Genomic DNA, 26,083 nt, shown 5'->3' with positions numbered 1-26,083 from the left:
GAGTGAAAAAATGAAGCGCTTGCGACTCACGATCGCCATTGCTGCCGCGTCGCTTTCGATCGCGGCATTTTCCGAAGGCGCGGCCGCGCAGTCGAAAACCCGGCAGGAGGTTCTCCGGGAACTCCTGCAGGCCCGGCACGATGGCGTGATCCCGAGCACGAAGCAAGACTACCCGACGAGCCCTGCGCTCATCGAGCGCAATCGCGAGATTCACCGCGCGACCGTACACGGCGGCGAGAAGACGCCGACGTTCGATGCTCACGACGAGCGCTTCACGGTTCGCTGATCGGGGAGGTCGCAATGCGAAGTGTCGCAAGATGGATTGTGGTCGCAGCGTGGCTGTCGTCGTCTGCCGCGATGGCAGACGGGTGGCCGGAACGCCAGATGTCCCGCGAGACGGCACACGACGCTCGCGATCGCGCGAGTGAACGGGCGCGCTGCGAGTCCGCGGCCGTGGCGTCGGGAACAGGGCGCGCGATGTTCGCGCGTGGATCATGCGGAATCGAGGACGGCAATCGCAAGTCGCGCGAACATGCGATCGATTTGCGGCCGGCCTTGCGCAGAGAGGGCGTCGCGCCCGGCAGCGGATCTCGCATCGTCGACACGTATCCGGCGGGCGCCACGACGGGGTAGCCATCGATCCTGCATGGCATCGTCAACGCCCGTCCATCCACCCGCCGGTCGTGCACAAAATTGAAGATTGTTGCGCGTTCCGAATGGGCTCTCCGAATTGGTTATTCACACCCCGTTTCTTTTGAATCAAACGCTGCGAATTCCCACTACACTATTTGAAACCTCAGCCAACATGGGGTCGAAAGATCGGCAACGTCAGGATTCTTGAACAAGAAATGCGCTGGCGGGTTGACTCGACGAGTGCCGCCATCGTGCTTTGTCGAAACAAGAAATATGAAAGAAACATCGCTCTCGAATTCGACCGAATAGGAAAGCGCATGGCGAGACCGGGGACCGAAATCCGCGACGCGGGCAGATTGCCCGATCCAGGCGCGACGGCGTGTGCCGGCACCGCCGTTCGGCGGGCCGACGACGTCGCGCGATTTCCGCGCATCGCGCAATGAACTCGATACGGAACGGGGCAGGCGTCGGCCCGGCGGCGCGCGCACGCGACACGACCGCACGTGAAGCGCCTGCGCTGATCGGCGTGTCGTCCGCGTTTCGCCAATTGGTCGGGATGATCGACCGTGTCGCGCCGACCGAGCACACGCTGCTCATCGTCGGGCCGACCGGTTCCGGCAAGGAACTGGTCGCGCGGCGTGTTCACGCAAACGGGCCGCGTCGCGACCTGCCGTTCATCGACGTGAATTGCGGCGCCATCCCGCACGACCTGATCGAAGCGGAGTTTTTCGGTCATGTGCGAGGCGCCTTCACGGGCGCCGTCGAACACCATCACGGCCTGTTCGAGCAAGTGGGGGCGGGCACGCTCTTTCTTGACGAGATCGGCGAGCTTCCGCTTGCGCTGCAGCCGAAATTGCTGCGCGTGCTCGAAACGCGCACGTTCAGGCCGATCGGGGCATCGGCAAGCGTGCGTTTCGAAGGGCGCGTCGTCGCGGCGACGCATCGCAACCTGCTGGAAGAAGCGCACGCCGGCCGGTTCCGCGAAGACCTGTTCTACCGGCTCGCGGCATGCATTCTCAACGTGCCGGGGCTCGCGCAACGAAACGAGGACATCCCGCTCCTTGTCGCCCATTTTTCGGCCCAGCAGGCGCGTGCAATCGCGTTCACGCCGGCGGCCATCAAGCGTTTGTGCGAACAGCCGTGGCCCGGCAATGTCCGCCAGTTGCGCAACCTCGTCAGTCAGGTGAGCGTATTCGCCCCGCAGGCTCGGGTCGAGGCAGGCGCGCTCGAGCCATTTCTGGCGACTCAGGCGTGTGATGACGCTGCGCGGGTCCATCTCGCGGATCGTCTGCTGGCGCTCGACGGCGACAACAAGCTGGCCGCAGCCGAAAGCCTGCTGATCGATCGCGCGCTGGAGAGGACTTCGTACAACAAGAGCGCGGCGGCCGCGTTGCTCGGCGTTGGCCGTAAGGTGGTCGAGCGCCGGCTCAAGGCGCGCGAAGCGCAACACGGGGAAGCGACGCAGTGCCTGGAGCGCGCGGAAGCGCTGGTCTGCGCCGCGCAGTTTCGCGATGCTGTTCCGCTGCTGCACCGGTGTCTCGACCTGTTGAAAAAAAGCAGCCAGACCGAAGACAGCCGCCAGTTGCAGTTCGGCGCGTATCGCCTGCTTGCCGTCGGCTTGCGCGGCATCCACGGCTGGCTGTTTCCCGATGCGATGGCCTGTTACACGGCGGCGTTGTCGATCGGCGACGGCGTGTGCGACCCGTGCGAACTCGCGGTGGTGCAATTCGGCATCTGGACGACGCAACTGGTGACGCTGCAGCTCGACAAGGCGCGCGCGACGGCACAGGAACTGCTCCAGCGGGCGCATGCGATGGGCAATCGGCCCACGCTCGACGAGGCCCACGTGGCGCTCGCCATGACGTTGTTCTGGCTCGGCGACAGCGAGGAGGCGCTGGCATCGCTGTCCCGCGGCGGCTTGCGTGGCATCGGGCGCGCCGACCGCCGGCCCGGGGTCCAGGGCATCGATGTCGCGGGACTCGCGTTGACGTTCGAGGGGCTCGCGGCCTACCAGACCGGGGCGGTTGACGATGCACGCCGTGCGCTGGACGTATTGATCGCGCGAACGGAGGACGAGCATCCGCATTCGCCCGGTCATGTCGTCGATCTGCAAGGCGCCGCATGGCTCGCGATGCGCTTCGACGACGTCGATCGGCTCAGGGATCTGACGATCGCGCTCGATGCGGCGCCGTCGGCCGGCGGTCCGCCTTGCTGCGGTGGCGTGGGACGGATATTCGGCGCCTGCTACCTGAGCGCGATCGGAAAGCACGGCGAAGCCGAGGCGCTGTTGATCGACGGCTATGACAACGACATCGCAAAGCAGGGCGGTGCGCTCTTCTACTCGATCAAGACCTGGAAGCATGGAGAGATCCTGTTGAGCACGGGGCGTGCGCGGCAATGCGAAGCGCTCGTTTCCGAAGCGCTCGACGAAGCGATCCGCAGACATGAGCGCGCCTATCTCGGCGAGTTGCTGATCGTCAAGGCACGTGCGCAATGGATGCTCGGCGACACGTGCGCGGCCGAGCAAGGGCTGCGCATCGCGATCTCGACGGCGCTGGCCCTCGGCTCGGTACCCGCGCGACTTGCCGCGGCGACCTATCTCGCGGATCTGCTGCGACAGACCGGGCGGACGGTGCCAGCCGTCGAAACGCCCGAGCGGGCGCTGCACGTGCCTGCGGCCGCGCGCCCGGGCACGGGCCTGATCCAGGCATCCGGGCTGCTGCCGGGGCTGCGCTACGGCGATTTCCTGAACGCGCCGCACGACGGAATGGGCCGCTGACCCCGGAACCGGTGCGGCCGGGCCCCGATGACGGGTGTCCGCACCGGGCAGGTACCCCAACTTCGTTCCGCTCCGTTTTCCGCGTCACGCACGGCGCTCATCCATGCGTTCCTTCCTCGAGTCCGGGGGCTTTGCCGTCGCGCCATCCGTCACGCGGAATCAACCCGCCGCGCATGGACGAATGCGTCCATCGCACGGCGTGCGGCCGGACGAATTCGTCCGTCGATCGACGTGTCGCCGCAGGTCTTGCGCGCGCACACGGCACGCGCGGCGCGTGGCACATGCGTTGCTTTATCTGATGCGCGGAGGCTCCGCGAATCAGAACAACCCTCTTTTCAGCGAGAACGATATGAACAGGGAAACCGGGCACGCCATTCCGCCTTACGGCGTAGCGATCCACCAGGCCATATCCGAAGGCGATCTGACAAAAATGAAGGCATTGCTGAGCCAGGCCGAAGAGGTCCTGAAGCAGCACGGCGACCTTGCCGCCGCGGTCGGCAAGCTCAAGCAGGAAATCGTGAAGCGCGAACGAGCCTGACCAGTCGTCGACGCGCCTCGCCGTTTCGTTCACCACCCAGGAGGATCAGATGTCCGAGAAGACACTTACAGGGCTTTTCCCGGTCGGCTACGTCATCGGCGCGGAGATGCCGGGCGCGCCGACGCTCAGGCTCGCGCTGCTCGTCGACACCCCCGAGCGCAGTGTGGTCGGCGCCGCGACGGTCACGCAGGCGGTGAACCCGCCCGTCGAGTTTCATGCCGACGTGTGGGGCAACTACACCTACATGGCACTGATGCCGCCCGCCAATACGCGAATTCTGGTGACGCTGCAGGGCAATGACGGCGGGCCGAACTCGAATTCCGTCGTGACGTTCAAGCTGCAACTCGTGCTCGAAAGCGACTGGCAACGTGGCGTGGCCTCCTACAGCTACTTCGACAACGGCAGCTGGCACGCCATCGAGAACGTACCGGCAAGGATCGATCGGGAATTCGTGACGCTCGAGCCGGGTCCGGTGATCCCGAGCCTGTACGGCAGGTCGCAGACCTTGTACGGGGTGAGCGTTCACCAGGCGACGGCCTCCGGTGATCTCGCGCACATGAAGACGGTTGCCGCTGCGGCGAATCATCAGCTGCAGAGCCGCGACGAAATTGCGGCGGCGCTGGCTGCGCTGAAGGCGGAAATCGCCCGTCTGGAAGCCGGGCATTGAGCCCGGCCGGGCTTACCCGATCCCCATTCGCTACAGGAGCTACCGTCATGTCCGCAGCACTTTTTCCCGTGAATTTCCGCGTCGCAACGCCGGTGATAGGCGCACCGGTCCTCACGCTGGCGCTGCTCGTCAACCCGCCGGCCAAGAAAGTCAGCGGCGTCGCCCGCATCAGTCAGACGACCTGGCCGCCGCTCGAATTTCGTGCACAGGTATGGGGCCAATTCAACCCGATGGTGCTGGTACACGGCGCCAGGGCGCAGCTGGTCCTCAGCCTGCAAGGCAGCCCATCGGGGCCGACCAGCCGTCTGGCCGAAACGTTCCAGCTCGAGGGCATCGTGGACGCGGACTGGAAGTCGGGTGTCGCCAGCTACCGGTTCTTCGACGGGGAAAGCTGGCACGAAGTCGAACACGCGATCATGACCGCCGTCGGCACGCTGCAGCCGCTCGAGTCCCACAAGCAGCCCGTGGCGCCGCTGTATGGCGTCGGCTTGCAGGAGGCGCGGGAATCGGGTGACCTGAGCCGCATGAAGGCGCTTGCTCGCGAGGCGGAGCAACAGCTCGCCGATGCCGGACGCCTCGAGCAGGCGCTGGCCGGCCTGACTGCCGAGATCGCGCGGCTGGAAGCGCGACGCTGAGCGATTGCGACGCGAAGGACGCGTGCCGCCGCGGCGGCGCGCGTCCCGGACATCCGGCAGGAAAGCCGCGGGCGGCCCGGTAGCCCGAGCGGTCCACGCGAGTGAAACGACAATCGAAGGACTTCGGCATGGACGAGACCCAAGCGCGCCCGGTTCGTTTCCTGGGCGATGAGGATTACCAACGTTTCATCCCGGTTCATGTCGTGTGGGAAATCACGCTGGCCTGCGATCTGAAGTGCCTGCATTGCGGATCCCGTGCAGGCCGCCGGCGTCCCAACGAGCTCTCGACGAGCGAGTGCCTCGATGTGATCGAGTCGCTGGCCAGGCTCGGCACGCGCGAGGTGTCGATGATCGGCGGCGAGGCCTACCTGCGCAAGGACTGGACACAGCTCATCAAGGCGATCCGCTCGCACGGGATGTACTGCGCGATCCAGACGGGCGGCCGCAATCTGACGCCGGCACGGCTTGCCCAGGCCGTCGAAGCGGGCCTGAACGGCCTGGGCGTGTCGCTGGACGGCCTGGCGCCGCTGCACGACAAGGTCCGCAATGTCCCGGGGTCGTTCGACCGGGCGGTGGATACGCTCAAGCGCGCCCGCGCGCACGGTCTCGCCGTCAGCGTGAATACGCAGATCGGCGCAGCGACGATGCGCGATCTTCCGGCGCTGATGGACACGATCATCGAGATCGGGGTCACGCATTGGCAGATTCAGCTGACGGTCGCGATGGGCAACGCGGTCGATCACGACGAATTGCTGCTGCAGCCGTATCAGCTCGAGGAGCTGATGCCGCTGCTCGCCGATCTCTACAAGCGAGGGCTCGATCGCGGCCTGTTGATGACCGTCGGCAACAACATCGGCTACTACGGCCCTTACGAGCATCTGTGGCGCGGGTTCGGGGACGAGCGGGTGCACTGGACCGGGTGCGCGGCCGGGCAGACCGTGATTGCGCTCGAAGCGGACGGAACCGTAAAGGGGTGCCCGTCGCTCGCGACGGTCGGCTTTGCGGGCGGCAATATCCGCGAGCTGTCGCTGGAACAGATCTGGCGGACCAGCGAGGCGATACATTTCGGCAGGCTGCGGTCCGTGGACGACCTGTGGGGATTCTGCCGCACGTGCTATTACGCGGACGTGTGCCGCGGCGGCTGCACGTGGACCTCGCATTCCTTGCTCGGCAAGCCGGGCAACAACCCTTACTGCCACTACCGTGTGCTCGAGCTGAAAAAGCGGGGGCTGCGCGAACGGATCGAAAAGATCGAGGCTGCGGCGCCTGCGTCATTCGCGGTGGGGCGATTCGATCTCGTCACCGAGCGCATCTCGGACGGCACGCCCGTGTCGAGCATTTCCCGGTCGGGGCAGGTCGTCGAGCTCGCGTGGAAACACGCGGGCAAGCGTGCGCCGGACGTCGGGAGAATCCCGCCCAGACTCGGTCTGTGCCGTGCCTGCAACGGCTACGTCCATCAGCACGAGCGCCAGTGTCCGCACTGCGGCGCGGACATCGAGGCCGCCGCGCACGCTTATGAGCAGGCTGCGCAACGCCGCCGCGCGCTCATCGAGGAAGTCGAGCGACTGCTGAATTGACCGGGCGCGGCGGCGCGCAGCCTTGCCCGGGACGACGGCCGCACGGACGATATACGCTGCCGGGCCGAACGCTTCCGTATGGACGACGGCATGAAAAAAAGCCCGGACACATCGCGCGTCCGGGCTGAATGCGTGGTCGCGCCTTGCCGGAACGCCTGCTGTCCAGCGATACGCGCAAGCCCGCGGAGCAATTGCCATTGACCGCGCGTGACGAGGTCGTCGCGATGAACATCCTGACCGACGACGGCAGCCGCAAGTCGCGCGAACATGGGATCGATTCGTGGTCAGTTCTGCGCAGGGAAGGCGACGCGCCCGGCAACGGCGTTCGCATCGTCGATACGCATCCGGCGGGCGCCACGACGCGGTAGCCTGCCGCCCGCCCGCGCGATCCCGTCAAAGCTGCGCGAGCGCCTGGTCGAGATCGGCTATCAGGTCGTCGATGTGCTCGATGCCGATCGACAGCCGCACCGTTTCCTCCTTCACGCCCGCCTTTGCGAGTTCGGCCGGCGAGAGCTGCCGATGCGTCGTCGATGCCGGATGCGTCGCGAGCGACTTCGTGTCGCCGATGTTGACGAGCCGCGTGAACAGCTTCAGCGCGTCCTGGAACTTCGCGCCGCCCGCGCGGCCGCTTTTCACGCCGAACGTCAGGAGCCCCGGCCCGCGCCCCGACAGATAGCGCGCGACGAGCGGGTGGTCGGGGTGGTCGGGCAGCCCCGCGTAGCTCACCCATTCGACGTTCTCGTGGCGCGCGAGATGCTGTGCGATCTTCAGCGTGTTGTCGCTGATGCGCTCGATGCGCAGCGCGAGCGTCTCGATGCCCTGCAGGATCTGGAACGCGTTGAACGGCGAGATCGCCGCGCCCATGTTGCGCAGCGGCACGACGCGCGCGCGGCCGATATACGCGGCTTGTCCGAACGCTTCCGTATAGACGACGCCGTGATAGCTCACGTCGGGCTCGTTCAGGCGCTTGAAGCGGTCCGCATGCTCCGCCCACGGGAACTTGCCCGAATCGACGATCGCGCCGCCGAGGCTCGTGCCGTGCCCGCCGAGGTACTTCGTCAGCGAATGCACGACGATGTCCGCGCCGTGCTCGAACGGCCGCAGCAGGTACGGCGACGGCACGGTGTTGTCGACGATCAGCGGGATCCCGTGACGATGCGCGATCTCCGCGAGCGCGGCGATGTCGGTGATGTTGCCGAGCGGGTTGCCGACCGATTCCGCGAAGATCGCCTTCGTGCGCGCGTCGATCAGCGCGTCGAACGAGGCGGGGGCGCGCGGATCGGCGAAGCGCGTGGTGATGCCGTATTGCGGCAGCGTGTGCGCGAGCAGGTTGTAGGTGCCGCCGTACAGCGTGCTGGCGGACACGATGTTGTCGCCGGCTTCGGCGATCGTCTGGATCGAGGCGGTGACGGCCGCCTGCCCCGACGCGAGCGCCAGCGCGCCGACGCCGCCCTCGAGCGCCGCGATGCGCTGCTCGAGCACGTCCGTCGTCGGGTTCATGATCCGCGTGTAGATGTTGCCCTGCACCTTCAGGTCGAACAGGTCCGCGCCGTGCTGCGTGTCGTCGAACGCATATGCGACGGTCTGGTAGATCGGCACCGCGACCGCGCGCGTGGTCGGGTCGGGACGATAGCCGCCGTGGACGGCGATGGTTTCGAGACGCCAGCTGGAAGAGGCCCTGTCGGTCATGGTGTGCTCCGTCTGTTGTTGTGATGGTCCGGCGATTATAGGAGTGGCGGTCTGCAAGACTTAGAACGATTGGTTCGTTGCTTATTGACGCATGCGGCATAGAATGCGCTTTTCCGCAGACGAAAGGTGCGCAATGGATCAGGATCAGTGGACGCAGGTGGATGCATATTTCTCGGCGACGCTCGTGCCGTCGGACGATGCGCTCGATGCCGCGCTGGCGGCGAGCGACGCGGCCGGGTTGCCGGCGATCAACGTCGCGCCGAACCAGGGCAAGCTGCTGCAGTTGCTCGCGACGATCCGCGGCGCACGGCGCATTCTCGAAGTCGGCACGCTCGGCGGCTACAGCACGATCTGGCTCGCGCGCGCGTTGCCGCCGGGCGGCAGGCTCGTGACGCTCGAGCTGAATCCCGAGCATGCGAGGGTCGCGACGCAGAACATCGCGCGCGCCGGGTTCGCGGACGTCGTGTCGGTCGTCGTCGGCGGTGCGAAGGACAGCCTCGCGCAGCTCGTCGAAGCGGGCACGGAGCCGTTCGACTTCATCTTCATCGACGCGGACAAGGAGAGCAACGCGGTCTATCTGGAGGCGGCGCTGAAGCTGTCGCGGCCGGGGACGGTGATCGTCGTCGACAACGTCGTGCGGCGCGGCAGGGTGGCGGATCCGGACAACCGTGACGCCGATGTGGTCGGCGTGCGCGACGGGTTTCGGTTCCTTGCAGCGCAACCGTGCGTCGCGACGACGGCCGTGCAGACCGTCGGGCTGAAGGGGTGGGACGGGTTTGCGATTTCGATCGTGGGGGCGTGAACGAGGCGGCGCGATGCCCGCAAGCAGCGCGCCGTTCTTCAGTCACCCGCGTTCGATCACATCGCGCAGAAACGCATCGAGCATCCCGACTTCCCCCCACGGCCGCTTGTATTCGCGATCGTGTTCGGCATCGGCAAGCATCGACTCGACGAGCGCGTGGATCGCCGGCCGCCGTGGCCCATATTCTCCTTCGCCTGCCCGCATCTTCAGTTCCAGCAGCGCATCGAGTTCCGCCAGCACCGCCGGCTCATGCACCGTCCCGGCGACGAGCTCCGCGAACCGCATCGGCGGCATCCCGAGCCCCATGTCGATCCAGCGCACGGCGAGCAGCGGCCGCAGCACGTACAGGTACTTCTTGTAGCGCACCGTTTCCCCCTGCAGATAGCCGCGAAAGTTCTTCTTCGCCATCGACAGGTAATGATGCCGCCCGCGCAGCGGCGCAAAGAACGCGCCGGCGAGCGACCTGAGCCGCGACGCCAGCGGCGCATCCTCGCGATACACGACCGGCGAATCGAGCCATTCGAGCAGCGTCGGGTTCGAGCGGTGCAGCAGCTGCAGCGCCTTGCGCAACTCCCAGCCGCTCACGTCCAGCTCGTCGTCGAGCGGGCGCTCGATCACGTCGCGTTGCGGCTCGACGCGCAGATACCAGTCGCGCCGGTGCACGTAGACGAAGCGCACGTCGTAGTCGCTGTCCGGCGACGCAAACCCCCAGCCGCGGCTGCCCGATTCGCAGGCGAACAACACCTTCACGTCGTGACGCCGCTCGACGTCGTCGAGTTCCGCCATCACGCGCTCGCGCACGGCCGGGTCGACCGGATGCGCGCTGCGCACGGTTTTCATTTCTTCTTCTCGTTTCATCCTGTTCTCTCGTATTGCGCGCGGCCGCCCGGCCTTCTCGGCCGCGCGCCGCGCTAACCCTTCACGCACACCACCTGACGCAGCGTGTGCACCACTTCGACGAGGCTGCGCTGGGCCGCCATCACCGCGTCGATGTCCTTGTAGGCCATCGGGATCTCGTCGACGACGCCCGCATCCTTCCGGCATTCGACGCCTTGCGTCGCCTTCACCTGGTCCTCGACCGTGAAGCGGCGCTTCGCCTCGGTCCGGCTCATCGAGCGGCCCGCGCCGTGGCTGCACGAACAGAAGCTCTCCGGATTGCCGAGGCCGCGCACGATGAAGCTCTTCGCGCCCATCGAGCCCGGAATGATCCCGAGCTGCCCCTTCTGCGCGGACACCGCGCCCTTGCGGGTCACGAGCACGTCCTCGCCGAAGTGGCGTTCCTTCTGCACGTAGTTGTGGTGGCAGTTCACCGCGTGCTCGTCGACCCCGAACGGCTTGCCGATCACGCCGCGCGCCGCTTCGATCACCGCTGCCATCATGGCCTGGCGGTTGTGCCGCGCGTAGTCCTGCGCCCAGCCGACCGCCTCGACGTAGTCGTCGAAATGGCGGCTGCCCTCGTTGAAGTACGCGAGGTTGCGATCCGGCAGGTTCGCGATGTGCTGCCGCATGTCGGCCTGCGCGAGCTCGATGAACAGGCTGCCGATCGCGTTGCCGACGCCGCGCGAGCCGCTGTGCAGCATGAACCACACGCTGTCGTTCTCGTCGACGCACACCTCGATGAAGTGGTTGCCGGTGCCGAGCGTGCCGAGGTGCACGTAGTTGTTGGTCTTCTCCAGCTTCGGATACTTGGCGACGATCCGCTGGAACCCGGGCAGCAGCTCCTTCCACATGTCGTCGACGAGTTGCGGCGCGCGGTTGCCCCACGCCCCCGGATCGCGCCGGCCCGGCGCGCGGCCGTGCGGCACCGCGCGTTCGATCGCGCTGCGCAGGCCCGCGAGCGAGTCCGGCAGGTCCGCCGCGGTCAGCGTCGTGCGTGCGGCCATCATCCCGCAGCCGATGTCGACGCCTACCGCGGCCGGAATGATCGCGCCCTTCGTCGGAATCACGCTGCCGATCGTCGAGCCCTTGCCGAGGTGCACGTCCGGCATCACGGCCACGTGCTTGAAGATGAACGGCATCTGCGCGGTATTGCGCAGCTGTTCGCGCGCGTCCTCTTCGACGGCGACGCCGGTCGTCCACATCTTCACCGGCTTGCCGTGCGCCAGTTCCATGACTTGATAATCCAGTTCACTCATTGCTTCACCCTGTTTCGTTATGGTTGGCGCGGCGCTCCTGCGCCGCGCTGCCGCGTTCATTGCGCGGCCTTGATGCTGACGAGCCCGTTCAGCACCTGGTCGAGACCGCCGAACACCGAGATGCGGTCGATCCGTTCCGCGACCCGCTCGAGCGTTTCCAGCTCCTTGAGCCGCAGCGCGGTCGGATTCTCTTCCATCACCTTCGCGGTGTTCAGCAGCGAACGGGTCGCCGCGGTTTCCTCGCGGCGGCGGATCACGTTCGCCTGCGCGGCCTTCTCGGCCTCGACGACCTGCGCGAGGATGGTCTTCATGTCGCCCGGCAGCACGATATCCTTCACGCCGACGCTGCGCACGTCGACCCCCGAATCGGCCAGCCGCGGGCGCACCTGCGCGATCACGACCTCGTCGATCGCCTGCTTGTCCTCGAGCAGCTCGTCCAGCGTGCGCGTGCCGACGGCGGCGCGCAGCGCGAACTGCAGCTCGCGGTACAGGTGCTCGACCGGCTTCTGCAACTGCCCGTACGCGTGCAGTACATCCGCGTAGCGCCAGGTGGCCGACAGGTTCAAGCGCAGCGCGACCTTGTCGCGCGTCAGGATTTCCTGCCCGCCGACTTCCAGCGCCTGCAGCCGCAGGTCGACGAGTTCGACCGCCACGTCGCGATTGAAGCGCCAGAACGCGGACAGGCCGGCGTCCAGCAAGCGCTCGATCTTGCCGTCGATCTTCAGCACGCCGACATGGTAGGCCGGCACCTGCGCCAGCAGCACGCCCGCCAGCCCCGCGACGCCGCGCGCGCGCAGCGCCGGCTGCGTCAGGCGCTTCGCCAGTCCGGCCGGCAGCGCGCCGCCCTGCGCGAGATCGATCCGCTCGAGGCGGTGCTCGATCAGGCCGCGCCAGTACAGCCGGCGCGTGCCCGGCGGCACGATCTCGACGAGCACGTCGTTCTCGTAGCGCAGGCCCGCCTCGTCGTCGGCGAGATCCATCGCGACGAAGTAGCGCGCCAGCACGTCCTGCGCGTCGTGGCGCAGGTAATCGGCGAGCGCCTCGTCGGCGAGCGGCGCGTCGAGGCGCGCGGTCTGCACCGTCAGACGATTGAACGGATCGAAAGCCTTGAACACCCCCGGTTCGAGCACCTTCACGAAATCGCCCTCGCTCATCAGCAGCGCGCGTTCGTTCTTTTTCACCACATGACGCTTCCACATATTCATTCTTGTCCTTTTCTTCATGGTCCGCCGGCAGACGCGCATCGCACGGATCGGGGCGCGACGCGAGCGGGCGGGCCGGGCGTCAGGCGCCGCACCGGCGCGCGCGGCGACGCGTGCCGCATGGCGTCGTCGTGCGCGTTCGCGCGGGCCGTCCGGCCGCCCGGCCGTTCGCGCGGAACCGCGACCGGTCCGACGCGCGGCGGGCCTTGCGGCCCGCTCCGGCGGGTACTGCTTCATCTACGAGACTGTCCTCGCGGACAGCGTTCGAGCGGGATTCGAACCCGCTACACATCGGTTTTCACCGACTGCTCTAACCAAATGAGCTTCCGAACAGGCGGACGCCCCGGGAATCGAACCCGGGCTCACGCATCCAGCGCGTCCCTTTGCCTTCGTCTGTCCATGGCGGCATGCGCGGCCGCGACGAACGGGGTTCGGCGGCGGCGCACCAGCAAGGCTTTTGAACCTTGGCTCGCGGGCCAGCGGGACATCCGGCCCGAGATATATAGCGAGGAGCGTGCCAGCGCGCCGCGCAGTGGCCAAAAAAAATTTCAATGCCTTGAATCGAAAGAGGAAATTTTTATTTGGCGTGGAAATGCCCGTGCTCTCCGCCGACGGCAGCACTCCAAAACTCTGATACGATCCGATCGTCTCTTATAAATCTGGATAAAAATGCGCAAGACCGTCGCGATCGGCTTTCTCGGCACCGTGCTCGACCAGGGCGGCCGTGCGCACCGCCGCTGGCGCAAGTGGCGGCCGACGATTTCGCTGTGCGAGCAGCCGGACCTGCCGATCGACCGGCTCGAACTGCTGTATCCGCCGAGCTACGAGCGCCTCGCGAAACGCGTGCAGGAGGATCTCGCGCAGGCGTCGTCGCACACCGACGTGCGGCTCACGCCGATGGCGATCCACGATCCGTGGGATTTCGAGGAGGTCTACGCGGCGCTGCACGAGTTCGCGCGCGCGTATCCGTTCGATCTCGACCGCGAGGATTACCTGGTCCACATCACGACCGGCACGCACGTAGCGCAGATTTGCTGGTTCCTGCTCGCGGAGGCGCGCTACCTGCCCGCGCGTCTCGTGCAGACCGGGCCGCCGCAGCAGACCGACGAGGGGCCGAGCGGGCCTGGCACGGTGTCGGTGATCGATCTCGACCTGTCGCGCTACAACCGGATCGCGCAGCGCTTCACGCGCGAGCGCGACGAGACGGTGTCGTTCCTGAAGGCGGGCATCGCGACGCGCAACGCGCGCTTCAACGCGCTGATCGAACAGCTCGAACGCGTCGCGGTGCGCTCGCGCGCGCCGATGCTGCTCGTCGGGCCGACCGGCGCGGGCAAGTCGTTCCTCGCGAAGCGCGTGTATGAACTGAAGCGCGGCCGGCATCGGCTCGCCGGGCCGTTCATCGAGATCAACTGCGCGACGCTGCGCGGCGACGCCGCGATGTCCACGCTGTTCGGGCACGTGAAGGGCGCGTTCACCGGCGCGCAGAATGCGCGCGCGGGCCTGTTGCGCGCGGCGGACGGCGGCTTGCTGTTCCTCGACGAGATCGGCGAGCTCGGCCTCGACGAGCAGGCGATGCTGCTGAAGGCGGTCGAGGAGAAGCGCTTCCTGCCGGTCGGCGCGGATGCCGAGGCGTCCAGCGATTTCGAGCTGATCGCGGGCACGCACCGCGACCTGCGGCAGATGGTGGCGGCGGGCACGTTCCGCGAGGACCTGTACGCGCGGATCAACCTGTGGACCTACGAATTGCCCGGTCTCGCCGAACGTCGCGAGGACATCGAGCCGAACCTCGATTTCGAGCTCGACCGCTTCGGCCGCGAGCAGGGGGAGCAGGTGCGCTTCAACGTCGAGGCGAAGCGGCGCTATCTCGCGTTTGCCGCGTCGTCGCGTGCCGCGTGGGCGGGCAATTTCCGCGAGCTGTCGGCGTCGGTCACGCGGATGGCGACGCTCGCGGATGCGGGGCGCATCACCGAGACGATCGCCGAGCAGGAGGTCGAACGGCTTGCGCGCACGTGGTCGGCGGCGGATGACGCAGGTGATCTCGTCGGCGCGGTGTTCGGCGAGCGCGCCGCGGAGCTCGACCTGTTCGACCGCGTGCAGCTCGAGCGGGTGCTCGATGTGTGCCGTATGGCGGCGAGCTTGTCGGAGGCGGGGCGCACGCTGTTCGCGGTGTCGCGGCAAAGCAAGAAGCAGCCGAATGATGCGGACCGGCTGCGCAAGTATCTCGCGCGGTTCGGGCTCGATTGGGATGGGGTGCGGCGGGCGTTCGATGCACTTCGTTGATCGGAGCCGGTGGTCGGGCGGGGTGGTGCGCGTCGATCCGCTCGACGATGCGGCATGCGTGCCGGATCGCGAATCTGATACCGTTCGTCCGTATTGCCTTTGTCCCTGATCCCTCCGGAATCGCCATGATCCACGTTCCTTCGTCTGTCAGACCGCTATTCGTCCATGCCGGATGGCGCCCGCTTGCCGAGGGCGGCGCAGACGCGGCCGCCCGCGAACATCCCGGCGCCGCGATTCTGCGCGCGTTCGACGGCTTGACCATCAGCGTGGGGCCTGACGATGTCGCGGGCAAGACGTGCGCGCGAACCGGTCTGGCGTTTCACGCCCTTGCGCGGAAGGACGAGCAGATTCTCGCGTGGGAACAGGCGCTGCGCACCACGATGATCGGGATCGGCGAGGACGACCGCGGGTATCACGAATTCCATGCGGACGCGCATGGCCGCATCTTCTCGACGAATTGCGTTGTCGACGGCGTTTATCTGTGCGGGTACAGCTTTGGCGAAGCGGTCGAACGCCTGCTGCTCGGCAGGCGGGCGACGCCGCTGCTGCTCGACGGGCAGGCGAGCATCCCCTATTACGGCGAGCAGCTCACGCGCGACGACCCGCGCGTCATGACAGCACATCAGTTGGCAAGCGTCGCGCGATAGACGGGCGCCTGTCCCTAGCGACGCAACATCGCAAGCGCCTGTTGCGCGAGCCGGGCGAAGTCTGCCGCCTGGTTGCGCGCGCCGGCATGCTGGCCGCCGATCAGGCACAGGTGCGCGACGCGGCCGACGAGGTCCGCATCGGCCGGGCCGCCGATCCGCGTGCGGCACATCGAGATGGCGAACGACAGCCGCGTGCTGTCGACCCGGGCCTGGTATTCGGCCACGAGCGGATCGCGGCGCGCCCAGGCGCGAATCGCGATGTCGCGTTCGGGCCGCCGTTCCCCGGCGATCGTCAGGTAACGTCCGAGCACGTCTTCCAGGCTGTCGCCTTGCGCCGCATACGCGAGCCTGCGGCCGGTGCAGTCCGATTCCCATTCGTCGAGCAGCGCGCGAACGAACGCTTCGCGATTGCGGAAGTGGTGGTAGAACGATCCGCGCGTAACGTTCAGCCGCCGCGCCAGCCGTTCGGCGGAAACGCCCGCATGTCCGTCGCGGTCGAGCGCGTCGAACCCGGCGGCAATCCAGTGGTCACGCGTCAGCATGCGCTTTATCTCGAAAACGTACAGGCTGTGTATGGTAGCGCCTGTCTCGCTAGAGTGCGGTTTCCATGAAGTTTCCTGTTCCCGCCGGTCATCGGCAATCATTCCTGGAGCCGCCCATGAAGCACATCGCGCTGGTCGCATTCGACCAATTCACCGACATCGACCTGTTCCTGATGTGGGACATCCTCGGCCGCAATCGCGACGATTGGCAGGTCCGGATCGTCGGCAAGCATGACGAGCTTCGCTCGGCGCACGGCCTGTCGGTCGGCACGCACGGCGCGCTGGCCGACGCGAACGACGCCGACGTCGTACTGTTCGCGAGTGGCAAGGAGGGCGTGCCGGCCGCGATCGCGGACAGCGCGTTCATCGATGCATTCCGGCTCGACCCGGGCCGTCAGCTGATCGGCTCCATCTGCGGCGGCGCGTTCATCCTGGCGAAGCTGGGACTCCTGCCGGAGCGGCGCGCATCGACGCATCCCGAAGCACGCGAGGCGCTGCGCGCGGCCGGCGTGGAACCGGACGAGCGGCCGTTCATGAGCAACGGCAATGTCGCGACGGCGGGCGGCTGCCTTGCCGCGCTGTATCTGGTGGGATGGGCGGTGGAGCGCCTGTTCGGCGCGGACAAGCGCCGGGAAACGCTGCTGCCGGTGCTGCCGGCCGGGCAGCAGGACATCTATGAACGCTTGATCGAAGCGAGCCTGACGCAAGGGGGCGATCAACGTGCGGCCGGTGTGCGTCAATGCGCGTCATCCGGCTTCAATGCGCTGCGCAGCTGAAGATACGCGCGCGCATCCGCCTGCAGCGCATCGTACGGCTTCGCCATCGCGCCCTGCAGCTCGCCGAGCGCTTTGCGGCTCGCGGCCAGCACGTCGTGACTGATTGCCTCGGCCTCCTGGTCGCCCATCACGCTGGTGTCGCAGAGCACGTCGTCGCAAGGTCGTGTCGTCGTCTGCGTCCACACGGTCCGGCCGTCGCGGAAATACTGCTCCCACTGCATGCGGAACAGGACCGAATGGCTTGCCGTGTCGATGTAGTAATCGATGTCGGCGGTGTAGCCGACGAGCGCATCGTCGAAGAAGGTCCACGTCTCGGTGCGGATCGGCAGCGTCTGCTTCACCGGATACGCGTTGTCGAAACGCGTGCGCAGCTCGAGTCGCCGGTACGGGCCGAATTCGATCACGGACGCGTCGATGCCGGCCTCGTTGCGCCGATACCAGCGCGTCATGGCCGGCGTCGGCCGGATCGAGCCGTACAGGCGCGTGACGCCGTGCGTGCCGTCCAGATCCAGCTTGGCCTGCGCGGCGGCGATCCGGCCCGGCGGCAGCCGGCCGGGCGCGGCGCCGATCCTGACACCGGCCGTCGTGTGGAAGTCGCTGCCGATATCGGACAGCGGGCAGCGCGTGTTCCTGACGGACAGCGACATGCGCGGCGAGCTGGTCGTGAGCGCCGTCACGATCGGGATCGCGATCTCGGGCACGTTGACCGGCAGCAGCGCGTCGAGGCAGTCCTGCGCGTAGCGCGGCGCCACGCCGAGGTCATGATCCTCGAAGCCGACGCCGTATTCGAGGCTGGGCGCCGTCGGATCGAGCGGCTTGTAGTCGGGCGTGTCGGTCTTCCTGACGAGCGCGCGGTAGCCGGGCTGGCGCGTCAGCGCGTCGAGCGACAGGTCGACCAGGAACCACGCGATCGAATAGCCGCCGTCGAGCCGGTGCGGCAAGTCGAAGCTGATGGTGCGCGCCGCGTCCCCGGCGCGCGGCGTGACCTGCGCGGGAAGGCGAAGGATCTCGTCATCGACTTGCTGGTCCCACTGCGGCTCCGGCAGGCAGCCGAGGCCGGAGCTGCACGAGAACAGGCTGTATCGGGTGGTGGTGCGCACGTAATGCGCGACGATTTCGACGTGGTCCGGCAGCCGGCTGCGCAGGTCGGCATTTTCCGCCGGCGTGAGGAACGGCATGTAGAGCTCGGTGAGCGCGATCGTGATGTGCGAGGCGCCGGGCGGCGCCTGCACGTCGCGCGGCTTCGGGTCGCGGGGCGACAGCACGCGCCACGAGAGGAGCGCCAGCGCGGCCACGACGGCGATCGTCTTGACGAAGCGGCGGGTGAGCCGTTCGCGGCGCGCATCGGGTGATGAGGACATGTCGTCGATTGTTGTTGTCGTGCGTCCCGCTTCGTACGCGGGATCATATGAATTCGGCGGGCGGCCGAATCGGCCGCCGCGTCCGCCGTCACCGCTGCTGCGCGGCGACCTTCAGCCCGAGCGAAATGAAGATCACGCCGACGATCTTGCCCTGCCGGCGCGTGAGCCACGACAGCCGCTTCACGAGACGGCCGAGCGGGCGGACCGACAGCGCGATCAGCGTCGTATAGAGCGAGCTGAGCGCGACGAAGATCAGCCCGAGCACTGCGAACTGCACGAACGTCGAGCCGCGCTCCGGGTGCACGAACTGCGGCATGAACGCGAGGAAGAACAGCGCGGTCTTCGGGTTCAGCACTTCGGCCGGGATCGCCTGCAGATACGCGTTGAGCGGCGTGACGGACGGCATCTTCGGCAGCGCCGGATCGGCGGGCTTCTCGAGCAGCGCGCGCACGCCGAGGTAGATCAGGTAGGCCGCGCCGACCAGCTTGACGACGTTGAACGCGAGCGCCGACGTCATCAGCAGCGCGGACAGCCCGACGGCCGCGAACAGCGTGTGGACGAAATCGCCGCTCGCGACGCCGAGGCCGGTCAGGATGCCGGTCTTGCGGCCGCCCTGCGCGGTGCGGCTCAGCACGAGCAGCACGGCGGGGCCGGGAATCAGGAACAGGCCCAGCACGACGGCGATGAAGGTGGTCAGCGTGGTCAGGTCGAACATGGGGGCTCCGGTGCGCGTCGTCGGGATGACGGATCGCGGCATTGTAGTCCGTTCGAATCGGCGCTGCCGGCGCGGTCGCGCACGCCTACGCGTTGCGCAACCGCCCCAGCTCCCCCGCCAGAAAATCGACGAACGCGCGAATCCGCGCGGACATCTGATGGCGCTGCGCGTAGACCGCATAGATGTCCGCGCCCGGCGTCTCGTGATCGGGCAGCACGACGACGAGGCGGCCGTCGGCGAGATAGTCGTTGATGTCCCATTCCGCGCGCATCAGGATCCCGTGCCCGTCGAGCGCCCATTTGACGGCGATCTCCCCGTCGTTCGTCGTCAGGTTGCCGTTGATGCGCACCGCTTCGGCCTTGCGCGCCGCGCCCCGGCCGCTCGTCAGCCGCCACACGCCATACCCTTCGTCGCCCTGGCGGATGCCGATGCAGTTGTGTCGCGTCAGGTCGTGCGGCGTGGCCGGCGTCCCGTGCTTCGCGAGGTATGCGGGTGCCGCGCACAGCAGCCGCCGGTTCGGCGCGAGCCGCCGCGCGACGACCCGCGTATCGGGCGGCTCGCCGAAGCGGATGCAGACGTCGAACGCGTCGTCGGTGAGCGGCGGCGGCATCACCGACAACTGCAGCTGCACCGCGACTTCCGGATAGCGCGCGACGAAGCGCGAGATCGCCGGCCCGACGTGGCTGCGCCCGAAGCCGAGCGTCGCGTTCACGCGCAGCAGCCCCTTCGGCGTCTTCTTCGCATTGCCGAGCAGTTCGCCGAGCTCGTCCATCTGGTCGAGGATCCGGCGCGCGTATTCCAGGTAGACCTCGCCTTCGGGCGTCAGCATCATCCGCCGCGTCGTGCGGTTCACGAGCGTCACGCCTGCGCGCTGCTCCATCAGCGTGAGCCGCTTGCTGACCGCCGCCGCGGTGAGGCCGAGCTCGCGCGCGGCGGCGCTCAGGCTGCCCGACGCGGCGAGCGTGGAAAAGAAGCCGAGATCGGCCGGCTGGACCGCATCCGCCATCGCGTCACCTGTGAATCCTGGTTAAAGATGCTTTGAGTTTAGCGCCAGTTACTGCGCTTCAAGTTGAGTACAGTGCGTTCACGATCACGATCATTCGAAGGTGGGGACATGAAGACGTACCGTATCGCGACGATTCCCGGCGACGGCATCGGCAAGGAGGTGGTGCCGGCCGGCAAGCAGGTGCTGGAGGCGCTCGCGCGCAGCAGCCGGCGCTTTGCGTTCGAGTTCGAGAACTTCGACTGGGGCGCCGACTACTACCGCCAGCACGGCGTGATGATGCCCGACGACGGCCTGGACGCGCTGCGCGGCAAGGACGCGATCCTGTTCGGCTCGGCGGGCGATCCCGACGTGCCTGACCACGTGACGCTGTGGGGCCTGCGCCTGAAGATCTGCCAGGGGCTCGACCAGTACGCGAACGTGCGTCCGACGCGCATCCTGCCGGGCATCGACGCGCCGCTGAAGCGCTGCGGGCCCGACGACCTGAACTGGGTGATCGTCCGCGAGAACTCGGAAGGCGAGTATTCGGGCGTCGGCGGCCGCGTGCACCAGGGCCATCCGCTCGAGGCCGCGACCGACGTGTCGATCCTCACGCGCGCGGGCGTCGAACGCATCATGCGCTTCGCGTTTAGGCTCGCGCAATCGCGGCCGCGCAAGCGGCTGACGGTCATCACGAAGAGCAACGCGCAGCGTCACGCGATGGTGATGTGGGACGAGATCGCGAAGCAGGTCGCGCAGGCATTCCCCGACGTGACGTGGGACAAGGAGCTCGTCGATGCGGCCACCGCGCGGATGGTCAACCGTCCGGCGACGCTCGACACGATCGTCGCGACGAACCTGCACGCCGACATCCTGAGCGACCTCGCTGCCGCGCTCGCCGGCAGCCTCGGCATCGCGCCGACCGGCAACATCGATCCGGAGCGCCGCTATCCGTCGATGTTCGAGCCGATCCACGGCTCCGCGTTCGACATCATGGGCAAGGGCCTCGCGAATCCGATCGGCACGTTCTGGTCGGTCGTGATGCTGCTCGAGCATCTCGGCGAAACGGACGCGGCCGCGCGCGTGATGCACGCGATCGAAGCCGTGACCGCGGACCCGTCGCTGCACACCGGCGATCTCGGCGGCAGCGCGACCACCGCGCAGGTGACCGCGGCGGTCTGCGAGCGCGTCGGGAGCGTCGAGGTCGCGGCGTAAGCGGCGGTGTTTCACCGACGTCGCGCGTGAACCTTCCGCCCGCGACTCGCGCATGCGACGCGAGCCGGGCGACGACGCATCTGCAACCGGCAGGCGTCGGGTTTTGACAGACAGAGCCCAGGCTCGACCTCGAAGGAGGAGACACATGCAAGCCAATCTGGAATCCCGCGTCGCGCGGAAACTGATGTGGCGCATCATTCCGTTCGTGATGCTGCTGTATTTCGTCAGCTTTCTCGACCGGGTCAACGTCGGCTTCGCCGCGATGACGATGAACAAGGCGATCGGCCTGTCGCCGACCGCGTTCGGGCTCGGCGGCGGGCTGTTCTTCATCGGCTACTTCCTGTTCGAGGTGCCGTCCAACCTGATCCTGCATCGCGTCGGCGCGCGGATCTGGATCGCGCGCGTGATGATCACGTGGGGGATCGTGTCGGCGGTATCCGCGTTCGCGGCCGGCCCGACCAGCTTCTACGTGCTGCGCTTCCTGCTCGGCGTCGCCGAGGCGGGGTTCTTTCCCGGCATCATCCTGTACCTGAGCCTGTGGTTCCCCGCGAAGCAGCGCGCGGTCGCCGCAGCGTGGTTCATGGCCGCCGCGCCGATCTCGACGGCGATCGGTTCGCCGCTGTCTGGCGCGATCATGCAACTGCCGCCGATGTTCGGGCTTGCCGACTGGCAGCTGCTGTACGTGATCGAAGCGTTGCCGGCCGTGCTGCTCGGTTTCGTCGTGCTGGCGTTCCTGACCGATTCGCCGTCGCAGGCCGCTTGGCTGCAGCCCGACGAGCGCGACTGGCTGATCGCGAAGCTGAAGGCCGAAGCCGATGCGCGCCACACGCATGCGGGCCACACGGCCGGCGCGTGGCAGGCGCTGCGCGATCCGCGCGTGCTGGCGCTCGCGCTGATCTACTTCGGCACGTCGGCCGGGTTGTATACGCTCGGGCTGTGGGCGCCGCTGATGGTCAGGCAGTTCGGCTTCAGCGCGCTGCAGACGGGCCTGCTGACCGGGATTCCGAGCGTCGCGGCCGTCGTCGCGATGATCGGCTGGGCGCGGCATTCGGATCGCACCGACGAGCGCACGTGGCACGTCGTGATCCCGTGCGTGCTGGCGTGCGTCGGCTTCATCTTCGCGGGGCAGGCGAGCACCGCGCTGTTGACCGTGCTCGCGCTCGTCGTCGTCAACGTCGGCATCAGCGCCGCGAAGGCGCCGCTGTGGGCGATGCCGAGCATGTTCCTGTCGGGCGCCGGCGCGGCGGCGGGGATCGCGATGATCAACTCGATCGGCAACCTCGGCGGGTTCGTCGGGCCGTTCGCGATCGGCTGGCTGAAGAACGTGACGGGCGGGTATGCGGCCGGGTTGTATGTGGTCGCGGGGACGCTCGCCGTATCGGCGGTCGTCACGCTGCTGTTGAGCCGGAAGGGGGCGCAGCGGGAAGTGGTGTCGGGGGTGCGGCACAATCATTGACGTCCGCGTGCCGGCATGGGGATGAGAAGGTCGGACCAGGCTGCGCTGAATGGATCCACGAACGCGTGCTCGCGCAGGACGACGTGAAACCTGTCGAATGTCTGAACGCCCCGGAAAGGATGTAATGGTTGCGCGAGGTTTTGATGCCGTTTCCGACATGACACCTTGATGTCGGAGCAAGACTTTGCCGCAGTCGTCGGCAGTCAATCCGGCACTTTCCGCGTCCTGTTCGAGGATGGCGCCGCGAAAGCAGCTTGGCTGTCGAAGTGATTCTTTCTAAAGCCTTTCGTTTAAGGGCGGTCAGTTTATTTGTTCCATGTTCGTCGGTAGAATCGCCGCCGACAATCGCAGTTTTGGGGTGAGCCGTCCCCGTGAGAGCGCGAGCCGTTTTCGGCTTGCAGTCGAAAACAAGATGGAAAAACGCATGAACATGACCGAATTGGCTCAGGCGATTCGCGGCGGCCTGATTCAGCAAGACCGTTTGCTTAAGACGGACATTCCGTCATTGCCCGACAATGCGCTTGTGCCGCGCCGGGCCATTACCTATTCCGAGTTGGGCCGTGACTTCAGCGTCACGCTCGACTTGGTGTCCGCTGCTGGAGCCATCGAGCTCAAGACGTTGATCGCGCAGCCGATGACACTCTGGATCCAGCAAGCGGACAAGTCTTACCTTCCGATCAATGGCTACATCCACACCGCCCGTCGGCTTGGTGCTGACGGCAGTTTGACAAGCTATCAATTGGCTTTCGCCTCGTGGATGCACTTCCTCAAATTCCGCAGCGACATGCGGTATTGGCAGGACAAAAGCGTCGACGCGATCCTCGCGGACGTGTTCGATTCGCATCCGCAGGCTAAAGGGCAATACCGGTTCGCGTTGTCGAAGCCGTTGCCCTTCCGCTCGTATTGCCGCCAGAGTGAAACCGACTGGAACTTCGCGCATCGCTTGATGGAAGAGGAAGGACTGTTCGGCTTCTGGCGACATGGCGAAGATGGCAAGTCGCACACGCTCGTCATCACCGATGACCTGCACATGGTCGATGAAGTGTCACCCAGAGATGTCCGGTTTTACCGGTCGGGAACGGCCAGCGAAGCGGATTCACTCACGCAGTGGGCAGGGTCGCGGACATTGCAGAGCACGCTGCACACGACGCGCACGTTCGACTACAAGGCGCCATCCGCATCGTTTAACCCCAAAGGCACGACGTTGCCGACGAAGGCCGATCAGGGGAATTTGCCGGAGCAGGCCGAAGTTTACGAATACACCGGCCCGTACACGTATCTGAATCAGGATCGCGGCGAGCATCTGTCGAAGATTCGCCTGGAGGAATGGGAGTCGCGTGCGAAGCGATTCTTCGGCGCGGGCGGCGTTCGGGGTATCGATGCCGGACGACGCTTCGCGCTGGTCGGCCATCCGGAGCACGACCGCGATCCGGACCGCGAGCGAGAATTTGCGGCCATCGAGGTCTGGCGGTACATCGAGAACAACCTGCCGATATCGGCTCAGGAAGCGAACTTCCCGCATAGTTTGCAAGACCGGTTGGCGCAGGCAAGAGCCGGCCGCTCGGGCGACGCCGCGTTCAAGGTCGCGCATGAGGACGGATCGACTGGCTTCTATCTTGTCGACGTCGAAGCGCAGCGCGTGACCGTGCCGTATCGCAGCCCGTTTGAGCACGAGAAGCCGGTGATGCAACTCGAGACGGCCATCGTGGTCGGCCCGAAGGGCGAAGAGGTCTACACGGACGAACTGAACCGGATCAAGGTCATGTTTGTTTGGGATCGGCAGAGTCAGGGCGACGAACGTGCCTCGTGCTGGGTGCGCGTGGCGCAGTCGGATACCGGCAGCGGTTATGGCGGAGTACACATTCCACGGATCGGCGAAGAAGTGCTCGTTGGTTATGTCGGTGGAGATTGCGACCGGCCAATCGTCTTGCATCGTGTTTACAACGGAGCAGTTCAACCGCAATGGCATAGCAACGGGATCATGTCGGGCTATCGGTCCAAGGAGTACTCAGGAACCGGTTACAACGAAATGGTTCTCGATGACGCGACCGGGCAGAATCGGGTGCGGCTGTTCAGCAGCAATACGAACTCGTTACTCCATCTCGGCTATTTGATCGATCAGAGCGGCAACACACGTGGTTCGTTTCTGGGAAGCGGTTTTGATCTCAAGTCCGACGCGTATGGTGCCGTGCGTGCGGGACAGGGCATGTATATCTCGACGCACCCGACTTCGGTGGCACAACCTTTGGGCGCCCAGCCTGCCACCGAACAACTGATCAATGCGGAGAGCGTAATTGAAGCGGTTTCCGAGGCCAGTTCTGCTGGTCAGGCAGAGGGTTTGCGAGCAGGGCAGGACGCACTGAAGAGATTTACCGACGCAACTCGACATAGCATTACAGGCGCCGGTTCGACAGGTGGGCGAACTGCCGGCGGCGGTACTGGCAGCGCAAACGGCTTCTCGGCGCCGATCATGTTGATGGCAAGCCCGTCGGGAATTGCACTGTCAACACCACAATCGACGCATGTCAGCGCCGATCAGCACGTCAACGTTATCAGTGGACAGGACACGTATCTCGCGACGGGTAAATCGCTCGTCATGAGCGTGGTTGAAAGAATAAGTTTGTTCGTGCAAAAGGCGGGCGTCAAATTGTTCGCTGCGAGCGGCAAGATCGATATTCAAGCTCAAAATGACGAAATGTCCCTCAGTGCGCTGAAGAATTTGACGATGCGGAGCACCGATGCGCAGTTGGCGCTTTCCGCGGCGAAAGATGTAAAAATCAATAGCGTGCAAGGCCAGATCATAGTGTCTGCCAAACAGGGCATTACGCTCATGAGCGGCGATGCTTATGTGAAGATTGCCAATGGCAATATCGAATTGGGGTGCCCTGGCGGCATCACGTTGAAATCCGGTAGTTTCCACTGGGAAGGGCCCGCGAGTCTCGCGAATTCGGAGCGCCTTTGGCCTGGGCAAATTCCTGCAAACTACAGCGCGAAAGTTATTCTCGACAAGCAGCTTCAGGAGCGGATTGGCGCAGCCGCAGCGATTCCTTACCAGTTCATCAGCGAAAGTGGCGCTGTGATCGCAAAGGGAACGATCGATGAAATGGGGGCCACGCAACGAATTTTCCATCCCAGCACAGAAGCGATGGATGTGTTGCTGGGCGAGAAAGGCGAGTGGCGTATGACGGAACATGAAGACGAAGAGGGCTGTGGCTGCGGTGTCGATCATACGGCCGAGGCGACGCCGGGTTTTACGCAGCTGACCAACGAGCACGCGCTGAACGACAGCAGCGAGATGAATGAAGAGGGGCGTTCACTTCAGTCGGCGCTCAACTCGGACTTGACATCGCGGCTCGACGCCGAGGTGATGCAATTCCAACGAGACGTGATCGAGCATCTGGTATTTAAAGATCCCAAGATCGAACAAGCAATTCAGGACGGCGAGGACTAAT

The 26,083-nt window shown here is 66.1% G+C and carries 22 protein-coding genes and 1 tRNA gene; 14 read left to right on the top strand and 9 right to left on the bottom strand.

What is annotated here, in order from left to right; genetic code table 11:
* Positions 1 to 10 precede the first annotated feature (10 nt).
* The 7 genes from ACFIMZ_RS31500 (at position 11) to ACFIMZ_RS31470 (ending at position 7,197) form a co-directional block, all read left to right on the top strand.
* A complete protein-coding gene (locus ACFIMZ_RS31500; protein ID WP_431823348.1) occupies positions 11 to 286 on the top strand; it encodes a DUF4148 domain-containing protein in 276 nt (91 codons plus the stop codon).
* Positions 287 to 1,072: 786 nt separating this feature from the next.
* The gene (locus tag ACFIMZ_RS31495; RefSeq protein WP_431823347.1) at positions 1,073 to 3,412 is read left to right on the top strand and encodes a sigma 54-interacting transcriptional regulator; all 2,340 of its coding nucleotides are present in this window, start codon (positions 1,073 to 1,075) and stop codon (positions 3,410 to 3,412) included.
* A gap of 349 nt (positions 3,413 to 3,761) precedes the next feature.
* Complete coding sequence (locus ACFIMZ_RS31490) at positions 3,762 to 3,950, top strand: DUF1843 domain-containing protein (protein WP_431825414.1); 189 nt, start codon at positions 3,762 to 3,764, stop codon at positions 3,948 to 3,950.
* Positions 3,951 to 3,999: 49 nt separating this feature from the next.
* Complete coding sequence (locus ACFIMZ_RS31485; protein ID WP_431823346.1) at positions 4,000 to 4,617, top strand: DUF1842 domain-containing protein; 618 nt, start codon at positions 4,000 to 4,002, stop codon at positions 4,615 to 4,617.
* A 47-nt stretch (positions 4,618 to 4,664) separates the two neighbouring features.
* Positions 4,665 to 5,252, top strand: a complete 588-nt coding sequence (locus ACFIMZ_RS31480) for a DUF1842 domain-containing protein (protein ID WP_431823345.1) — start codon at positions 4,665 to 4,667, stop codon at positions 5,250 to 5,252.
* Between the two features lie 128 nt (positions 5,253 to 5,380).
* Entirely contained in the window at positions 5,381 to 6,829 is a 1,449-nt protein-coding gene (locus ACFIMZ_RS31475) for a GDL motif peptide-associated radical SAM/SPASM maturase (RefSeq protein WP_431823344.1), read from the top strand.
* 143 nt (positions 6,830 to 6,972) lie between these two features.
* Positions 6,973 to 7,197 carry a hypothetical protein gene (locus ACFIMZ_RS31470; RefSeq protein ID WP_431823343.1) on the top strand — a complete coding sequence of 75 codons (225 nt, stop codon included), beginning with the start codon at positions 6,973 to 6,975 and terminating at the stop codon, positions 7,195 to 7,197.
* Between the two features lie 25 nt (positions 7,198 to 7,222).
* Here the strand turns inward: ACFIMZ_RS31470 and ACFIMZ_RS31465 are convergent, their stop codons facing one another.
* Entirely contained in the window at positions 7,223 to 8,518 is a 1,296-nt protein-coding gene (locus tag ACFIMZ_RS31465; RefSeq protein WP_431823342.1) for an O-acetylhomoserine aminocarboxypropyltransferase/cysteine synthase family protein, read from the bottom strand.
* 133 nt (positions 8,519 to 8,651) lie between these two features.
* Between ACFIMZ_RS31465 and ACFIMZ_RS31460 the strand changes: the two genes are divergently transcribed.
* Positions 8,652 to 9,320, top strand: coding sequence for an O-methyltransferase (locus ACFIMZ_RS31460; RefSeq protein ID WP_431823341.1), 669 nt, complete (start codon positions 8,652 to 8,654; stop codon positions 9,318 to 9,320).
* A 42-nt stretch (positions 9,321 to 9,362) separates the two neighbouring features.
* Here ACFIMZ_RS31460 and ACFIMZ_RS31455 read toward each other — a convergent pair whose 3' ends face one another.
* From ACFIMZ_RS31455 to ACFIMZ_RS31440, 4 genes are all read right to left on the bottom strand, one after another.
* Positions 9,363 to 10,178 carry a nucleotidyltransferase domain-containing protein gene (locus tag ACFIMZ_RS31455; protein ID WP_431823340.1) on the bottom strand — a complete coding sequence of 272 codons (816 nt, stop codon included), beginning with the start codon at positions 10,176 to 10,178 and terminating at the stop codon, positions 9,363 to 9,365.
* 53 nt (positions 10,179 to 10,231) lie between these two features.
* Positions 10,232 to 11,455, bottom strand: a complete 1,224-nt coding sequence (locus tag ACFIMZ_RS31450; RefSeq protein ID WP_431823339.1) for an RtcB family protein — start codon at positions 11,453 to 11,455, stop codon at positions 10,232 to 10,234.
* Positions 11,456 to 11,511: 56 nt separating this feature from the next.
* Entirely contained in the window at positions 11,512 to 12,654 is a 1,143-nt protein-coding gene (locus ACFIMZ_RS31445) for a slipin family protein (RefSeq protein ID WP_431825413.1), read from the bottom strand.
* A gap of 263 nt (positions 12,655 to 12,917) precedes the next feature.
* Positions 12,918 to 12,990 (bottom strand) — tRNA-OTHER (locus ACFIMZ_RS31440).
* Between the two features lie 336 nt (positions 12,991 to 13,326).
* On the opposite strand from ACFIMZ_RS31440, the gene rtcR reads away from it, so the two are divergent.
* Positions 13,327 to 14,937 (top strand): RNA repair transcriptional activator RtcR, encoded by a 1,611-nt coding sequence (gene rtcR / locus ACFIMZ_RS31435; RefSeq protein ID WP_431823338.1) that lies wholly within the window; start codon positions 13,327 to 13,329, stop codon positions 14,935 to 14,937.
* 125 nt (positions 14,938 to 15,062) lie between these two features.
* Complete coding sequence (locus ACFIMZ_RS31430) at positions 15,063 to 15,584, top strand: SUKH-3 domain-containing protein (RefSeq protein WP_431823337.1); 522 nt, start codon at positions 15,063 to 15,065, stop codon at positions 15,582 to 15,584.
* A 14-nt stretch (positions 15,585 to 15,598) separates the two neighbouring features.
* Here the strand turns inward: ACFIMZ_RS31430 and ACFIMZ_RS31425 are convergent, their stop codons facing one another.
* Positions 15,599 to 16,126: a TetR/AcrR family transcriptional regulator gene (locus ACFIMZ_RS31425; protein WP_431825412.1), complete on the bottom strand. Its 528-nt coding sequence runs from the start codon at positions 16,124 to 16,126 to the stop codon at positions 15,599 to 15,601.
* Between the two features lie 116 nt (positions 16,127 to 16,242).
* Here ACFIMZ_RS31425 and ACFIMZ_RS31420 point away from each other — a divergent pair, with 116 nt between their 5' ends.
* The gene (locus tag ACFIMZ_RS31420) at positions 16,243 to 16,902 is read left to right on the top strand and encodes a DJ-1/PfpI family protein (protein WP_431823336.1); all 660 of its coding nucleotides are present in this window, start codon (positions 16,243 to 16,245) and stop codon (positions 16,900 to 16,902) included.
* Here ACFIMZ_RS31420 and ACFIMZ_RS31415 read toward each other — a convergent pair.
* From ACFIMZ_RS31415 to ACFIMZ_RS31405, 3 genes are all read right to left on the bottom strand, one after another.
* Positions 16,863 to 18,263, bottom strand: a complete 1,401-nt coding sequence (locus ACFIMZ_RS31415) for a hypothetical protein (RefSeq protein WP_431823335.1) — start codon at positions 18,261 to 18,263, stop codon at positions 16,863 to 16,865. The genes ACFIMZ_RS31420 and ACFIMZ_RS31415 overlap by 40 nt on opposite strands.
* Positions 18,264 to 18,351: 88 nt before the next feature.
* Positions 18,352 to 18,978 (bottom strand): LysE family translocator, encoded by a 627-nt coding sequence (locus tag ACFIMZ_RS31410; RefSeq protein WP_431823334.1) that lies wholly within the window; start codon positions 18,976 to 18,978, stop codon positions 18,352 to 18,354.
* An 85-nt stretch (positions 18,979 to 19,063) separates the two neighbouring features.
* On the bottom strand, positions 19,064 to 19,984 hold the full coding sequence (locus tag ACFIMZ_RS31405) for a LysR substrate-binding domain-containing protein (RefSeq protein ID WP_431823333.1): 921 nt from the start codon (positions 19,982 to 19,984) through the stop codon (positions 19,064 to 19,066).
* 108 nt (positions 19,985 to 20,092) lie between these two features.
* Here ACFIMZ_RS31405 and ACFIMZ_RS31400 point away from each other — a divergent pair, with 108 nt between their 5' ends.
* The 3 genes from ACFIMZ_RS31400 (at position 20,093) to ACFIMZ_RS31390 (ending at position 26,082) form a co-directional block, all read left to right on the top strand.
* The gene (locus ACFIMZ_RS31400) at positions 20,093 to 21,175 is read left to right on the top strand and encodes a tartrate dehydrogenase (protein WP_431823332.1); all 1,083 of its coding nucleotides are present in this window, start codon (positions 20,093 to 20,095) and stop codon (positions 21,173 to 21,175) included.
* A gap of 145 nt (positions 21,176 to 21,320) precedes the next feature.
* Complete coding sequence (locus tag ACFIMZ_RS31395; RefSeq protein ID WP_431823331.1) at positions 21,321 to 22,631, top strand: MFS transporter; 1,311 nt, start codon at positions 21,321 to 21,323, stop codon at positions 22,629 to 22,631.
* A 424-nt stretch (positions 22,632 to 23,055) separates the two neighbouring features.
* Positions 23,056 to 26,082, top strand: a complete 3,027-nt coding sequence (locus tag ACFIMZ_RS31390) for a type VI secretion system Vgr family protein (protein ID WP_431823330.1) — start codon at positions 23,056 to 23,058, stop codon at positions 26,080 to 26,082.
* Position 26,083 lies beyond the last annotated feature (1 nt).

Source organism: Burkholderia sp. F1 (assembly GCF_050813845.1).
In the GTDB taxonomy this organism is placed as follows: Bacteria; Pseudomonadota; Gammaproteobacteria; order Burkholderiales; family Burkholderiaceae; genus Burkholderia; species Burkholderia ubonensis.
The sequence above is the reverse complement of the archived record's forward strand: the minus strand, read 5'-3'. Positions and strand labels throughout refer to the sequence as shown.

What these genes read in the sequence shown, in the direction of transcription:
- ACFIMZ_RS31415 (WP_431823335.1), bottom strand. Translation starts at nt 18,263, where the DNA reads ATGTCCTCATCACCCGATGCGCGCCGCGAACGGCTCACCCGCCGCTTC.
- ACFIMZ_RS31395 (WP_431823331.1), top strand. Translation starts at nt 21,321, where the DNA reads ATGCAAGCCAATCTGGAATCCCGCGTCGCGCGGAAACTGATGTGGCGC.
- ACFIMZ_RS31455 (WP_431823340.1), bottom strand. Translation starts at nt 10,178, where the DNA reads ATGAAACGAGAAGAAGAAATGAAAACCGTGCGCAGCGCGCATCCGGTC.
- ACFIMZ_RS31420 (WP_431823336.1), top strand. Translation starts at nt 16,243, where the DNA reads ATGAAGCACATCGCGCTGGTCGCATTCGACCAATTCACCGACATCGAC.
- ACFIMZ_RS31465 (WP_431823342.1), bottom strand. Translation starts at nt 8,518, where the DNA reads ATGACCGACAGGGCCTCTTCCAGCTGGCGTCTCGAAACCATCGCCGTC.
- ACFIMZ_RS31445 (WP_431825413.1), bottom strand. Translation starts at nt 12,654, where the DNA reads ATGTGGAAGCGTCATGTGGTGAAAAAGAACGAACGCGCGCTGCTGATG.
- ACFIMZ_RS31425 (WP_431825412.1), bottom strand. Translation starts at nt 16,126, where the DNA reads ATGCTGACGCGTGACCACTGGATTGCCGCCGGGTTCGACGCGCTCGAC.
- ACFIMZ_RS31460 (WP_431823341.1), top strand. Translation starts at nt 8,652, where the DNA reads ATGGATCAGGATCAGTGGACGCAGGTGGATGCATATTTCTCGGCGACG.
- ACFIMZ_RS31500 (WP_431823348.1), top strand. Translation starts at nt 11, where the DNA reads ATGAAGCGCTTGCGACTCACGATCGCCATTGCTGCCGCGTCGCTTTCG.
- ACFIMZ_RS31450 (WP_431823339.1), bottom strand. Translation starts at nt 11,455, where the DNA reads ATGAGTGAACTGGATTATCAAGTCATGGAACTGGCGCACGGCAAGCCG.
- ACFIMZ_RS31430 (WP_431823337.1), top strand. Translation starts at nt 15,063, where the DNA reads ATGATCCACGTTCCTTCGTCTGTCAGACCGCTATTCGTCCATGCCGGA.
- ACFIMZ_RS31405 (WP_431823333.1), bottom strand. Translation starts at nt 19,984, where the DNA reads ATGGCGGATGCGGTCCAGCCGGCCGATCTCGGCTTCTTTTCCACGCTC.
- ACFIMZ_RS31400 (WP_431823332.1), top strand. Translation starts at nt 20,093, where the DNA reads ATGAAGACGTACCGTATCGCGACGATTCCCGGCGACGGCATCGGCAAG.
- rtcR (WP_431823338.1), top strand. Translation starts at nt 13,327, where the DNA reads ATGCGCAAGACCGTCGCGATCGGCTTTCTCGGCACCGTGCTCGACCAG.
- ACFIMZ_RS31410 (WP_431823334.1), bottom strand. Translation starts at nt 18,978, where the DNA reads ATGTTCGACCTGACCACGCTGACCACCTTCATCGCCGTCGTGCTGGGC.
- ACFIMZ_RS31485 (WP_431823346.1), top strand. Translation starts at nt 4,000, where the DNA reads ATGTCCGAGAAGACACTTACAGGGCTTTTCCCGGTCGGCTACGTCATC.
- ACFIMZ_RS31390 (WP_431823330.1), top strand. Translation starts at nt 23,056, where the DNA reads ATGAACATGACCGAATTGGCTCAGGCGATTCGCGGCGGCCTGATTCAG.
- ACFIMZ_RS31490 (WP_431825414.1), top strand. Translation starts at nt 3,762, where the DNA reads ATGAACAGGGAAACCGGGCACGCCATTCCGCCTTACGGCGTAGCGATC.
- ACFIMZ_RS31475 (WP_431823344.1), top strand. Translation starts at nt 5,381, where the DNA reads ATGGACGAGACCCAAGCGCGCCCGGTTCGTTTCCTGGGCGATGAGGAT.
- ACFIMZ_RS31480 (WP_431823345.1), top strand. Translation starts at nt 4,665, where the DNA reads ATGTCCGCAGCACTTTTTCCCGTGAATTTCCGCGTCGCAACGCCGGTG.
- ACFIMZ_RS31495 (WP_431823347.1), top strand. Translation starts at nt 1,073, where the DNA reads ATGAACTCGATACGGAACGGGGCAGGCGTCGGCCCGGCGGCGCGCGCA.